This is a genomic window from Bacillus sp. ISL-77, assembly GCF_018613105.1.
Map to the genome: position 1 here is coordinate 32,907 of NZ_JAGGQY010000007.1, position 14,108 is coordinate 47,014.

A 14,108-nucleotide genomic window follows, 5' to 3' on the forward strand; every position below is an offset into this window, starting at 1 on the left:
AAGCCTGATTGGATGCAATTTCAGCACTTTTTATCTGAAAATAGTGGCCAATGAGCAAATTACCATTCGCAGGACAGACCATCCACTTATTTTAACATTCATTTAGATTTTATCCTTTTGAGTGGAAGTACATACAATCGTTTCTTTGGAAAATATCAAAATTTAATAGTTTAAGATTCTGGCATTTTGTCCAAAATGAAGGTATCGAAGGGACGGTGCTAGAATTGAAAAGTAAAGTGATTGTTTGGGGATATCTTATCGTTTTGTCTTTAGGGACGATGTTGAGTTTATATATGCCGAAGACGGAAGCCGCGTCAAAAGAATCGATTGTGATTCCTGGTGAAGCAATTCGGCTTAGGATTCTTGCGAATAGTGATTTTGAAGAGGATCAGGCCATTAAACGGAAAGTGCGCGATGCGGTGAATGCGCAGATTACCCTGTGGGTTCAGGATTTAACGTCGATGGAAAAAGCAAGAACGGTCATCAAGTCTAAGCTTCCTGAGATTCAAGCGATATCGGAACAAGTGGTCCGCGACCAAGGGTCTGATCAATCGGTGAAAGTGGAGTTTGGCAAGGTTCAGTTTCCGACGAAATTATATGGTCAATTTTTATATCCTGCCGGAGAATATCAAGCGATTTTGATTACGCTCGGGAGCGGGGAAGGCGCGAACTGGTGGTGCGTGCTTTACCCGCCATTATGCTTCCTTGACTTTTCAAATGGTGTAGCGGTGAGTGAGGGCTTTGAGGGAGAGAAAAAGGCGAAGGCAAAAACAGTGATACCTGCTAAATCGGAGGAAAAGGTTGAAAAGGCAAAAACGGTGGCAACGGTTGAAAAGGTAAAAGAAGAAGCAAGCTCAGTTGAGGATACGAAAGAGGTTGCGGTTAAGGTAGAAAAAGAGGTTGAGGTAAAGGGTGAAAAAGAGGAAAAAGCCACAACTGTGGACGAAGAAGAAATGAAGAAGCCGGAGAGGCTGATTGAAAAAGATGCGCCAGTGTTCAATGAGATAATGGTTGAGGTTGATGATGAGCCAGTGAAGTTGGCTAAAAAGGATGCGCCTGTTTATACCGCTGATGATGAAAAGCCGGTGGAAGTGAAGTTTTTCGTCGTAGAGATGTGGGAGAAGATGTTTAATTAGACCAGTTCCAGCAATGGGGCTGGTTTTTTGTGTGGAAAAATGCGGCGAGGCTGAGGTCGTTTCTTCAATAAAATTTTACTAGATTCCCAAATCTAGCGGTTCTATTTGTTCTAGCTCATCCATATTCATAGAGTAGAATCTTAAAAAAAGAGGTGGAAGCGATGCAGGCATTGATTCGCAGAGCAAATAAACAAGACTTGGGCAGTTTACGACAGTTTTTATCCAGAGCCAATCTGGGGACGGATGGACTAACAGATGAAACGATTGACTATTTTTTGCTGCTAGAGAATGAGGAGGGCACCTTAAAGGGTTCGCTTGGCATGGAGGCCTTCACGGAGTTCGGGCTCTTGCGCTCCCTCGTTGTTACACCTGGACAAGCTGAAAAGGAAATCTTCGTTCTTTTTGATCAAATGGTCCAATTAGCGAAAGAAAAAGGGATGAAAGGTTTGTTTTTGGCAACAAATAAGAGCGTAGCCTTACCATTTTTCGAAATAATGGGCTTCCAGAGGATTGACCGGGCAGAAATACCCAGCGAATTTTATCAATCTGAACATATTCGACACGTTTTAAATGTGGATAACTCTATATTTTTGAAATTTTCATTATAATTGTGGATATACCCACAAAGTTATCCACTATTTCAAGGAAGTTGTGCACAATTTGTGGATAACACTTGTATTTATGCCCACCTTCTTTTATACTTTCAAACGTATTGAGCTAAAAATATGAGTCTAGGTGACTAAATTCGCCAAATTTCGCTAGAAGACTCATTCGTGATAAAGGTGGATAATTATGAACACAAAGGTTTGGAAAGTGGATAAGTATGTGGATAATCTTGAAAATAATCCACAGGTTGTGGATGCAGCGAATTTTTTACGGGATAACGAAGTGGTTGCCCTGCCGACAGAGACGGTTTATGGTCTTGGCGGGAACGCGAAAAGTGATCTGGCGGTTGGGAAGATTTTTGCAGCCAAAGGAAGGCCGAGTGATAATCCACTAATTATCCACATTGCTGAAAAAAAGCAGCTGAGCACGTTTGTAACTGAGGTTCCCGACAAGGCTGAAGTGTTGATGGATGCGTTTTGGCCGGGACCACTGACGATTATTTTTAAAAAGAAAGAAGGCGTCCTAGCGGAAACAGCCACGGCGGGATTGTCGACGGTTGCGGTAAGGATGCCGGACCACCCTGTCGCACTGGCATTGTTGAAAAGTTGTGGACTGCCGATTGCTGCCCCGAGCGCCAACAGTTCGGGCAAACCAAGTCCAACGAAGGCCCAACATGTCATGGACGATTTAAATGGGAAAATTGCTGGGGTGATCGACGGCGGGGCAACAGGAATTGGCGTTGAATCAACGGTCATCGATTGCACCGAAGCGATTCCGGTTATCTTAAGACCGGGCGGGGTAACGAAGGAGCAGCTTGAGGCCGTCCTTGGTGAAGTTCGTTTCGATGCCGCGTTAACAGATGAGGCGGCGCGGCCGAAAGCCCCAGGCATGAAATACCAACACTACGCCCCGAATGCACCGCTATTTATGGTGTCAGGCACCACGAAATTTCTCCAGCGTCTAATAGAAGAAAAACGGATGGAGGGTTTGCGGGTCGGGGTGCTGACTACGGAAGAGCAGGCGGATGTGTATGAAGCGGATGTGGTACTAGCATGCGGGAAGCGGGCAGAATTGGAGACGGTTGCCGCGGCGCTTTATGATACGCTGCGAAGATTTAATCTAGAAAAGGTCGATGTCATTTACAGTGAGATATTTCCGAACGAAGGTGTCGGAAATGCAATCATGAACCGCCTTCAGAAAGCCGCTGGAAATAAACTGATCGCTGAATAAACACTAGGTTCTCCGGTGAGGGGACCTGGTGTTTTTTTTTTCGGTGTCAGGCACCGATTTTGGGTGTAGTGTAATGTTTTGAATTTTTTTGGCGGATTTTTGGTGTCAGGCACCGATTAAATGTGGCCGCAAACACTATTATGTAACAAATTTTGGAATTAGAAACGTGGAAGAAGCGGTATAATAGACGTAAGCGGCCAATATTCCAGTTCCCGAGCAAGACTTCTAAATTAGTTTGGACGTGCATATGCTAGGGTAGTTAGTCCAAGGAGGCGGGGTCCGAATGTCTGAAATGATTGGCGAAATAGTAACTCTTATGTTAATGGCGTTTGCACTAGGGATGGATGCATTTTCAGTCGGACTTGGCATGGGGATGTACAAACTTCGGCTCAAGAAAATTATTAATATTGGCATCACGATCGGTTTGTTCCATGTATGGATGCCGCTGCTTGGCTTAATTGCTGGGAAATTTTTATCAGATAAGTTTGGTACCTTTGCGACCTTTATCGGCGGTTTTCTGCTGATTTTACTCGGTGTGCAAATGGTGTGGTCCACCCTCAAAAAGAGCGATGAGAAGGTTATTTCCCCAATTGGTTTCGGCCTGCTGCTCTTTGCCTTGAGTGTGAGTCTTGATAGTTTTTCCGTAGGGCTTACCTTAGGCATTTACGGTGCGAAGACGATTATGGTTATTTTGTGTTTTGGAATCATGGCAACCATCCAAACATGGGCGGGACTGCTGCTTGGCCGCAAGATGCAGGGCTGGGTCGGGTCATATAGTGAGGCACTTGGTGGAGCTATTTTACTTGCCTTTGGCTTAAAGCTGCTCGCTCCCTTCTTTTAACGGGCGGATCGGCCAACCTTTTCGAATCCCTAACTTAAATATGATAAAATAAATTACATAAGAATCTTGTAAGGAGGCAAACACATTGCAGCGCATTTTGTTTGTATGTACAGGAAATACGTGCAGGAGTCCAATGGCAGAAGCAATTTTGAAAAATAAAGCGGTCGACGCGATCGAAGTGAGGTCGGCAGGCATTTATGCTGCGAACGGCAGTGAGGCATCGCCACATGCAAAAAGGGTGTTGGAGGACAATGGGATCGTGCACAATCACCGTTCCAGTCTGTTAACGAGTGATGAGGTCGAATGGGCCGACCTCATCCTAACGATGACATCCTCACATAAGTTGGCCATTCTGCAGCAATACCCTCATGAGGGTCAGAAGGTATATACTTTAAAGGAATACAGCGGGGAAGGCTTCAATCATGATGTCGTCGACCCGTACGGCGGACCGCTCGCCATGTACGAAGAAACCTTTCGTGAACTAAATGGATTAATTGATAAAGCAATTGGAAAACTAAAGTGACAAATGCTCTCTTTTCGAAGAGGGCTTTTATTTTTTGATTGAAACTTTATATTTTTGTGGCAGTATGTCAAAATTAATCAGGAGAGCAAAGCCCCTTTTCGTGACGGACACTAGTGGCGAGGAGCTAGGGCTAGTGTGTAAAAGATAAATAGAGTAGAGGAGGCATTTAACATGAAAGTGGCACTAGCATCAGACCATGGCGGAGTGAATCTTCGCAAGGAAATTGCGCAATTACTTAACGAACTGGGGATTGAATTTGAGGATTTTGGCTGTGACTGTGAAACATCGGTGGATTATCCAGATTACGCGCTGCCAGTTGCTGAGAAGGTAGCGAGCGGCGAGTTTGACCGCGGGATTCTGATTTGCGGAACGGGAATTGGCATGAGTATTGCCGCTAATAAGGTGAAAGGGATTCGCTGTGCCTTGGTCCATGATACGTTTAGCGCCAAAGCAACGCGGGCTCATAATGATTCAAACATCATAACGATGGGTGAACGCGTCATTGGCCCTGGCCTGGCCCGAGATATAGCTGAAATCTGGCTGACGGGTGAATTTGAAGGCGGCCGTCATGCGAACCGGATAGGAAAAATTGGTGAATACGAGGATAAGCACCTCTAATTTAGCTCGGGCTGGACTGGAAATCTTTTTTAGTGGAGGTCAAGGCGTATGATTCAAGCGTGTGAACAAGAACTGGAAGCGATTTTAACGGAATTCAAAGAGCAGGGCGCGTTAAAACAAGGGCAGCTGTTAGTGGTTGGCTGCAGTACGAGTGAGGTAATTGGGGAGCGGATTGGCACCTCTGGCACGGTTGAAGTGGCGGAAATGATTTACCGCTGTTTGAAAAACCTTCAAGCGGAGACGGGGATCACGCTTGCCTTCCAATGCTGCGAGCATTTAAACCGGGCCTTGGTCGTCGAACGTGCGGTTGCAGAGGAAAGGCGGTTCGATGAAGTGTCGGTTGTCCCTGTCCGTAAAGCAGGCGGGGCGATGGCCACTTACGCGTTTGGAGCGATGGACAACGCGGTTGTAGTAGAGTTCGTGAAGGCGGATGCCGGGATTGACATCGGCAACACACTCATCGGGATGCACTTAAAACATGTTGCCGTTCCAGTCCGCGTGAAGCAAAAAAGCATCGGACAGGCCCATGTAACACTCGCCAAAGTACGCCCGAAACTGATCGGCGGCGCAAGAGCCGTATACGAACGGAATCAGGAAAACTCGAGCTGCTCTTAATAAACTTGGGTGTCAGGCACCATCATTAAAGTTTTTTATAAGCTGGAAAATTTTGATGAACAAGAAAAAGTTTTATTGAAAACACGAACGTTATTATAATATAAAATATTTTCGTTCGGAAAATAAACTCAATACGTATGAAAACGCTCACTTAAAGTAAAAAAAATAATTAAAATCCGAAGAATGTTTCCCTTTCAATTTGAGGGTATTTCGTGTAAAATAAAAAAGAATTTTCGAAATTATCAATAGCTACTTAACATATAAGGGGGATTTTTGTCATGAAGCATTTGCCACAAGCTGATGAACAGGTTTTTCAAGCGATTCAAAAGGAATTAGGTCGTCAACGTTCAAAAATCGAATTAATTGCCTCAGAAAACTTTGTAAGTGAAGCAGTCATGGAAGCCCAGGGTTCTGTTTTAACGAACAAATATGCAGAAGGATATCCTGGCCGACGCTATTATGGCGGCTGTGAATATGTTGATATCGTCGAAGACTTAGCACGCAACCGCGCGAAGGAAATCTTCGGAGCAGAATATGTGAACGTGCAGCCTCACTCAGGTGCACAAGCTAATATGGCGGTTTACTTCACAGTTCTAGAGCAAGGTGACACCGTGCTTGGCATGAATTTATCCCACGGCGGCCACTTAACACACGGCAGCCCAGTTAACTTCAGTGGTGTTCAATATAACTTTGTTGAATATGGTGTGGACCAAGAAACGCACCGCATCAATTATGATGATGTGCGTGCAAAAGCACTCGAGCACAAGCCGAAAATGATTGTAGCTGGTGCTAGTGCATACCCGCGTGCGATTGACTTTGCAAAGTTCCGTGAGATTGCCGATGAAGTCGGTGCATACCTCATGGTGGATATGGCGCACATCGCTGGACTTGTTGCAGCAGGCTTGCATCAAAACCCAGTACCGTACGCTGATTTTGTTACTACCACTACGCATAAAACATTACGCGGTCCACGCGGCGGGATGATCCTTTGCAAAGAGGAATTCGGCAAGAAAATTGATAAATCAATCTTCCCTGGAATTCAGGGCGGTCCGCTAATGCATGTCATTGCTGCGAAAGCTGTTGCGTTCGGCGAAGCATTACAGGAAAGCTTCAAAGAATATGCTGGTCAGATTATCACGAATGCTCAGCGCTTAGCTGAAAGTCTTCAAAAAGAAGGCTTGAAGTTAGTATCCGGTGGAACGGATAACCACCTCTTGTTAGTAGACGTAACGACGCTTGGATTAACTGGCAAGGTTGCTGAAAAGGTACTGGATGAAGTTGGCATCACGGTTAACAAAAACACAATTCCATTTGACCCGCAAAGTCCGTTTGTAACAAGCGGTGTCCGTATCGGTACGGCGGCAGTGACAAGCCGTGGTTTTGTTGAAGCGGATATGGACGAGATCGCTTCAATTATCGCGTTTACCTTGAAGAACCATGAAGATGAGGCGAAACTTGAGGAAGCGCAAGGTCGTGTCGAGGCCTTAACAAGCAAATTTACTCTTTATCCAGAATATTAATAAGAAAAGCGCAAGCGCCCTGTTCAGCGGCGTATGGCCTGGAGCGCTCCAACTGAGATAAAGGAAACACGAAGAGCCGAAGGTGATTCGATGTTGACTTATCGTAGGGTGGAGAGCGAAGGACACTAGCCGCTAGGGCGCTGGAGCTAGACAGTTGTCTATGTTCAAAAACTAATACTTTCTTATTTTAGCAGCAGAGAATCGGCCTATCGTAGGCCGATTTTTTTTGAAAAATCTAACTAGTTGAAAGTGCTGAATTCTATTTGCTCATTGCCTTTTTTTTCTGTAAAATGAGACGAAGTGTTTATAATTTAAAATAAGGAGCGATGATTATGGCCAAGGTATTCGTTTTCGACCATCCACTCATTCAACATAAACTAACTTACATACGTGATAAAAACACAGGAACAAAGGAGTTCCGCGAGCTTGTCGATGAAGTCGCGACGCTGATGGCGTTTGAAATTACCAGAGATATGCAGCTTGAGGATATCGATATCGAAACACCTGTCTGCCCAGCGAAATCTAAGGTACTATCCGGTAAGAAAATCGGGATTGTGCCCATTTTGCGTGCAGGAATCGGAATGGTTGATGGCATCTTGAAATTAATCCCAGCTGCGAAGGTGGGCCATATCGGTTTATACCGCGACCCTGAAACCTTGATGCCGGTTGAGTATTATATTAAGCTCCCAAGTGATGTGGAAGAGCGTGATTTCATTGTGGTTGATCCGATGCTTGCAACAGGCGGTTCGGCGATTGAAGCAATTCGCTCCTTGAAGAAGCGCGGTGCGAAACATATCAAATTTATGTGTTTAATTGCAGCACCAGAAGGCGTGGAAGCAGTAAAGTCAGCCCACCCGGACGTGGATATCTATATCGCTGCATTAGATGAGAAATTAAATGACCACGGCTACATCGTCCCAGGCCTTGGTGATGCAGGAGATCGGTTGTTTGGAACGAAATAGGATACCGTTTGAAAAAAAGTCGGGCTTACTCGGCTTTTTTTGTTGGTTTTATTAAAAATAGGTCATTTTTTTTTGGGGGAAAAATAATGAGATTGGGAGCCTGAATTGTTTTTTTTGGGGAAATAAAAAATCGGTTTTGGAATTCCAATTATTTTTCTTAAAAAAGGAAAATCCGTACTGGAACCCAAATTGTTTTTCGAAAAATACAAAATCCTTTTTGGAACCCGATATATTTCTCGAAATAAGAGAAAATCCATACTGGAACCAATTTATTTTTTAAAAAAAAGGGCTCGCTTTTGGGAAAATATGTCTAATAGCACAAAACACCTTGAAAATGGCACAAAACCTCTTAGAAATGGAACAAAACTCTAGAAATCGGAACAAAACCTGCCCAAAATGGCACAAAACCACCGGGAAATGGCACAAAACTCCAACGAGAACAATTTTGAACTTGAATAAAGAACATAAAACGATAACAAGAACCGAAATAGACCTAAAAAATGAACGGCAAAAAGACTAAATTTCACTAAAATGATATAATTTGCTTAATTTTTAAGGAGGATATCTAATCTTTTAATAGAAATTACCACTGAATATATAAAAAGAGGTGATGTATATGGTCGTTTTAGAACTGAAGTTACCAATTCAAGCTTACCAATGTATGGCGGTACTCCGCAGGGTATCGAAAAATCATCCAATCAGACCGACAGTCGAACGAGATTTAAGATCGTGGCTGAAGGGATACTACGGCGAGAAGGAATGCAGCTACTATCTTTCGCTTTTGCAAGAAGATCAATATTACATTTTTCATGGCCTGCGGCTAACTGACAAGAAGGCATTCCAAATTGATTTAGTGATACTTTCACAGAGGTTTATCTTCATGGCAGAAGTCAAAAATCTATCGAAGAAATTGATTTTTAACAAGGAAACCAATCATGTAACCAAGGAATTTAATAATGAAGAAGAGGGCATTTCGAATCCAATTCTTCAGGTGAAAAGGCAAAAACTGCAATTCGTAAATTGGCTCAGAAAGATGCAAATGCAGGGTTTGCCAATTGAAAAAGTGGTAATCATCAGTAAACCGACGACTAAAGTGGAAACAACTCCTGACAATCAGCAAATTTTCAATGAGTTGATTTATGCCGAGTCACTTCTGGACAAACTGGAAGAGCTTGAAATGAAGTATCAAAAACCCGTGTTTAGCAAAAGAAAAACCAGCCAATTAGTCGACCTCCTTTTAGTCCACCATCAAATTCCTATTCCTGATATTCTCCAAACGTACAAATTATCCAAGGATGACATTATTACGGGTGTGATATGCCCTAAGTGCCAAACCGGTACGATGGCGTTTTACTCTGCTAAGTGGCACTGCCCCATATGCGGGCATTCCTCCAAAACAGCCTTTTTTCAGTCGGTCGATGATTATTTCCTCCTGCTCGGACCGACAATAACTAGAAGGCAGTTCGCTGAATTTTTGCATATTGACTCCACCTTCATTGCGGGGCATCAACTACGATCGCTCAACCTCCCGTCGTCCGGATCCAAACGAGGGACCATTTACACCCTTCCGAAAAATCAGCTCCTGTGCCCGCTTGGTGAAAAGGAAATCAACGCATACACAATTCCCACCAGGTAAATAGGAAATACCCGATGCCCGTTTCCCAAAATAGATGTGCATACTTTCCCCCCTCTAAGAAAACGATATGGAAAAAGGGGAAATCCATCGATGAAACTTCTACTCGCGTTACTGCTAGCTTTTCAACCTCCGAAAATACTCATCCATCCTTCGATCACCAAAAGCACGCAGGAGACAACTGCCATAATAATCCTGGACAAACCACACACCGACCAGGAAATCCTGCAGCTCATGAAACCCTACAAAGACGTTAAGCTTCGCCGTGTTTTCCACCATGCGCTTGATGGATTCTCGGTCGAAGGCAGCGCAGAAACACTTGCCGAAATCGGCCGCAGCCATAAACAAATCAAAAACGTCTCGCCGGTTATTACCTACCAAGCCGAAACCGAGGAAAGCGTCAAAATTATTGGTGGGGAGGAAGTCCGCAGTTTTTTTGATAAAAAAAATGAACGGCTGACGGGAAAAGGGGTAACGGTCGGGGTTATTGATACGGGCGTCGATTACACCCATCCCGACCTTAAGCGCAACTATGCCGGCGGCCGGGACCTGGTTGACAACGACCGCGATCCGATGGAAACGCTCGCCCTCGGGAAGGCGACGATCCATGGAACCCATGTGGCCGGTATTATTGCAGCCAATGGAAAAATAAAAGGCGTTGCCCCGGAGGCAAAAATTGTTGCGTACCGCGCGCTTGGGCCGGGCGGGGGCGGGACCACCGTGCAGGTGCTCGCGGCGATTGACCAGGCGATTAAGGATAAAGTGGATGTCGTCAATCTCTCGCTCGGAAATGATATAAACGGGCCCGACCTGCCAATCAGCCTCGCCCTCAACCGCGCCGTCGATCGCGGAATCGTCGCCGTGGCGGCTTCTGGTAATTCCGGGCCAAATGTTTGGAGTGTTGGCTCACCTGGAACCGCCTCCAAAGCGATATCGGTTGGTGCATCGACCCCAACTTTGGAGACACCCTATCTATTAATAGAAGGAAGTCGGGATAAATTCCAGATTGAACCGCTCGAAGGCTCAGCCAAGTGGGCGCTCGACCGCTCCGCTGACATTGTCGATGGCGGCATCGGCAGACCTGATGAATTGAAAAATATTGAAGGGAAAATTGCCCTCATCAAAAGAGGGGTCTTAACTTTTTCCAAAAAAGCGGAAAATGCGAAGCGGGCAGGGGCAAAAGCGGTGCTCATCTACAACAATATGAGCGGCGGCCGTTTCATGGGAAACCTCGATACGCAAATGTCGATCCCAGTCGGCGCCATCTCGAAGGAAGACGGGGTTATTTTACAAAAAGCCTTAAAAAGACAAACCACCTCGGCGCGGGTCACGGTCAGCGAGGATTCGGACCGGCTCGCTGACTTTAGCTCGCGGGGACCGGTGACGGGAACGTGGGAAATCAAACCAGATATTGTTGCCCCCGGAGTAGCGATTAATTCGACGATTCCGGGCGGCTATTTGTCGCTTCAAGGGACGAGTATGGCGGCGCCGCACGTCGCTGGGGCATGTGCATTAATTAAGCAGGCCCATCCGGACTGGACACCCGAACAAATCAAAGCGTCCCTGATGAACACGGCAAAACCGCTCGCAAAGTCTAATAGCGTTGACCGTACGGCGGCCATCCCGAACGCAGCCGGACGTAAGACCACTACCATCAACGGGCGAACCCTTGGTACACAGGGAGAACCCGCCTACTACCGCACCTTTGAACAGGGGGCAGGCAGAATCCAGGTTGACGAAGCGATCCAAGCCACCACACTCGTCACACCGAGCAGTATCCGGTTTGGGAAATTTACGGAACAGAGTGATGTCCATAAAGCCTATCTTCATGTCGAAAATACAAGCCAGCAAGACCAGCGTTATTCGTTTGATATCCCGCCATATATCGATGGACTGGAATGGCGGCTGCCGCTTTCATTTACGCTCGAGCCTCAGCAGACAAAGGACATAACGGTCGAGTTGACGGTCGACCCGCAGGTGTTTAAAGGGAAAATTCACGACGGATATCTCCGCTTGCAGGCGGGCGGGGCATCAGTTCGCATTCCCTATCTCTATGTTTTAGAGGAGCCGGACTATCCACGGGTCATGGGCTTTGATTTTGCCGAAGGAGACAAACCAGGACAGTACCGCTATGAGGTGTATTTGCCGGGCGGGGCGGAGGAATTTGGGATTGCCTTGTTTAACCCGGAGGATTATCGTTTTGTCGGCTATTTAGATACGATTACCAATGTGAAAAAGGGACTTGTTCGCAAGGACATCCCAGACGACCAGCTTCCAGCAAACGGGACCTATTTAGTAAAGGTTTTTGCCAAAAAGGCCAGCAAAGAGGACCATATCCAACGGATGATCACGATTGAGAGGATAGAAGACTAAAAAGCAATTTTAAGAAAAGACCTTGTCCACACCAAGACATGGTCTTTTTAACAAAATCATAATAAAAGTTCATAATATTGTACCATTAGTATAATTATAATTGTTCACAAAATAGACACAAAATGAACAAAATTCCTTCACAATTTACTCTACAATAAGATTGTTGAGTAAATTCCAAATTGGAAAATACTTCAGGAAATACTTTGTGGCATAATTCACGTAATTTAATTGACATTGACAGGGTGCTATTGTATGCTAACTAAGGGTGTAAATGATAGGGTTTTCATGTAAATAAATCTATCTAAAGATAGTATTTAGGTTATGGATATTACTTTTTGCCCGATTGACATTCTCTCAGAGTGAGGATGTGTTATATGCGTAAAAACAACCGCAACCCATTACAAGCTATGGCTTTAATGTCCGCAATTGTCTCCCAATTAGTAGGTTCCATTCTAATAGGTATTTTCTCAGGCAGATGGCTGGATCAGCATTGGGGTACCGAACCAATTTTCTTAATAATCGGACTGCTTATAGGTCTTGGAGCGGGTACCTATTCCATGCTCCTTTCAATCCGCCATTTCTATTCAGGAGATAAATAACTATGCCAGATTTCAGAGTAATGTTCAACAGGCAGCGCAAATGGATTTTTTACTTGTTGTCCATTTATGTTCTAGGCTGGGGCTTCACCTCGTACCAAACCATATTTCTAGGGCTGATTCTTGGGACATGCTTTAGTTATTTGAATCTTTGGATACTAGTTAGAAAGACGGAGAGCTTTGATAAAAAGGTAACAGAGGGCAAAAAACCCAAGTCCTTAGGGTCGCTCTCGAGGATGGCTGTGGCGGGAATTGCTGCGTTAATCGCATTAAGATACCCAGAGCAATTCGATATGATTAGTTTAGTGATAGGATTAATGACATCCTATATTGTCATTATGATAGATTATTTTTACCATGCATTGCATGTACATAAATGAAGCGGAAGCGAGGTGAGTTTACATGCATCATGAGGTTCCAGAGTTTAAATTTATGGGCCTTTGGTTTAACGGCGCAAATATGCTGATGATCACAGTAGCAAGTCTAATTGTTTTCCTAATAGCCATTCTTTCTACACGAAAGCTGGCAATGAAACCTACAGGGATGCAAAACTTTTTTGAATGGGTGATGGACTTTGTTAAAGGGGTCATCAACAGCACGATGGATTGGAAAGAAGGCGGAAGGTTCCACATCCTTGGAATTACATTAATTATGTATATTTTTGTATCCAATATGTTAGGTCTTCCATTTGCGATTGTGGTTGATGAAAAGCTTTGGTGGAAATCACCAACGGCCGATCCAATCATCACTTTAACACTAGCAGTTATGGTTTTGGCACTATCCCATTATTATGGTGTCAAGCTAAAAGGTGTAAAAGGCTATGCAGAAGGTTTCTTCAGCCCAATGAAATTCTTATTCCCATTGAAGATCATTGAGGAATTTGCCAATACGCTGACTCTTGGTCTGCGTCTATATGGTAACATTTACGCTGGTGAGTTGCTTCTATCACTATTAGCAACAGGCCTGGCACATCAAGGAATTGCTGGTACGATTGCGGCTATCCCGCTAACATTGGTATGGCAAGGGTTCTCTGTATTCGTTGGTACGATTCAAGCTTATATTTTCACAATGTTAACAATGGTTTACTTGGCTCATAAAGTGAGTCACGACCATTAATAATACACCGTTCATTTTCATGAACAAAATAAAAAATTAATTGATGTTTTATACATTTAAGGAGGAAAAAAGTAATGACAGGATCAATTGGTGTTTTAGCAGCAGCAATCGCAATCGGTTTAGCAGCAGTAGGTGCAGGTATTGGTAACGGTCTTATCGTAGGTCGTACAGTAGAAGGTATCGCTCGTCAACCTGAACATCGTGGTTTGCTTCAAACAACTATGTTTATCGGGGTTGCGTTAGTAGAAGCATTACCGATTATCGGTGTAGTTATCGCGTTCATGGTATTAAACCGATAATAGTAGGAAAATTCAAGATGGCGATGATCAACAAATCCTC

General features: G+C 44.5%; 15 protein-coding genes. All 15 read left to right on the forward strand.

Features of this window, described 5'->3' with window-relative positions:
• Positions 1–224: 224 nt before the first annotated feature.
• The 15 genes from spoIIR (at position 225) to atpE (ending at position 14,068) form a co-directional block, all read left to right on the forward strand.
• On the forward strand, positions 225–1,136 hold the full coding sequence (spoIIR, locus tag J7E77_RS01985) for a stage II sporulation protein R (protein WP_214712003.1): 912 nt from the start codon (positions 225–227) through the stop codon (positions 1,134–1,136).
• 161 nt (positions 1,137–1,297) lie between these two features.
• Positions 1,298–1,744, forward strand: coding sequence for a GNAT family N-acetyltransferase (locus J7E77_RS01990; RefSeq protein WP_214712004.1), 447 nt, complete (start codon positions 1,298–1,300; stop codon positions 1,742–1,744).
• A gap of 184 nt (positions 1,745–1,928) precedes the next feature.
• On the forward strand, positions 1,929–2,972 hold the full coding sequence (locus J7E77_RS01995) for an L-threonylcarbamoyladenylate synthase (protein ID WP_214712005.1): 1,044 nt from the start codon (positions 1,929–1,931) through the stop codon (positions 2,970–2,972).
• A gap of 283 nt (positions 2,973–3,255) precedes the next feature.
• Positions 3,256–3,813, forward strand: a complete 558-nt coding sequence (locus J7E77_RS02000) for a manganese efflux pump MntP (protein WP_214712006.1) — start codon at positions 3,256–3,258, stop codon at positions 3,811–3,813.
• Between the two features lie 85 nt (positions 3,814–3,898).
• Positions 3,899–4,336 carry a low molecular weight protein arginine phosphatase gene (locus J7E77_RS02005; RefSeq protein ID WP_214712007.1) on the forward strand — a complete coding sequence of 146 codons (438 nt, stop codon included), beginning with the start codon at positions 3,899–3,901 and terminating at the stop codon, positions 4,334–4,336.
• 171 nt (positions 4,337–4,507) lie between these two features.
• Positions 4,508–4,954 (forward strand): ribose 5-phosphate isomerase B, encoded by a 447-nt coding sequence (gene rpiB / locus J7E77_RS02010; RefSeq protein ID WP_088090213.1) that lies wholly within the window; start codon positions 4,508–4,510, stop codon positions 4,952–4,954.
• 48 nt (positions 4,955–5,002) lie between these two features.
• Positions 5,003–5,569 carry a TIGR01440 family protein gene (locus tag J7E77_RS02015; RefSeq protein ID WP_214712008.1) on the forward strand — a complete coding sequence of 189 codons (567 nt, stop codon included), beginning with the start codon at positions 5,003–5,005 and terminating at the stop codon, positions 5,567–5,569.
• Between the two features lie 278 nt (positions 5,570–5,847).
• Positions 5,848–7,089, forward strand: coding sequence for a serine hydroxymethyltransferase (gene glyA / locus J7E77_RS02020; protein WP_214712009.1), 1,242 nt, complete (start codon positions 5,848–5,850; stop codon positions 7,087–7,089).
• 332 nt (positions 7,090–7,421) lie between these two features.
• The gene (gene upp, locus J7E77_RS02025) at positions 7,422–8,051 is read left to right on the forward strand and encodes a uracil phosphoribosyltransferase (protein ID WP_168241286.1); all 630 of its coding nucleotides are present in this window, start codon (positions 7,422–7,424) and stop codon (positions 8,049–8,051) included.
• Between the two features lie 616 nt (positions 8,052–8,667).
• Complete coding sequence (locus tag J7E77_RS02030) at positions 8,668–9,687, forward strand: NERD domain-containing protein (protein ID WP_214712010.1); 1,020 nt, start codon at positions 8,668–8,670, stop codon at positions 9,685–9,687.
• Positions 9,688–9,777: 90 nt separating this feature from the next.
• Positions 9,778–12,057, forward strand: a complete 2,280-nt coding sequence (locus J7E77_RS02035; protein WP_214712011.1) for a S8 family serine peptidase — start codon at positions 9,778–9,780, stop codon at positions 12,055–12,057.
• A 374-nt stretch (positions 12,058–12,431) separates the two neighbouring features.
• Complete coding sequence (locus J7E77_RS02040) at positions 12,432–12,656, forward strand: AtpZ/AtpI family protein (protein ID WP_088090206.1); 225 nt, start codon at positions 12,432–12,434, stop codon at positions 12,654–12,656.
• A 2-nt stretch (positions 12,657–12,658) separates the two neighbouring features.
• Positions 12,659–13,033: an ATP synthase subunit I gene (locus J7E77_RS02045; protein WP_088090205.1), complete on the forward strand. Its 375-nt coding sequence runs from the start codon at positions 12,659–12,661 to the stop codon at positions 13,031–13,033.
• Between the two features lie 22 nt (positions 13,034–13,055).
• Positions 13,056–13,769, forward strand: coding sequence for a F0F1 ATP synthase subunit A (gene atpB / locus J7E77_RS02050; RefSeq protein ID WP_214712012.1), 714 nt, complete (start codon positions 13,056–13,058; stop codon positions 13,767–13,769).
• Between the two features lie 86 nt (positions 13,770–13,855).
• Positions 13,856–14,068: a F0F1 ATP synthase subunit C gene (atpE, locus tag J7E77_RS02055; RefSeq protein ID WP_348982654.1), complete on the forward strand. Its 213-nt coding sequence runs from the start codon at positions 13,856–13,858 to the stop codon at positions 14,066–14,068.
• Positions 14,069–14,108 lie beyond the last annotated feature (40 nt).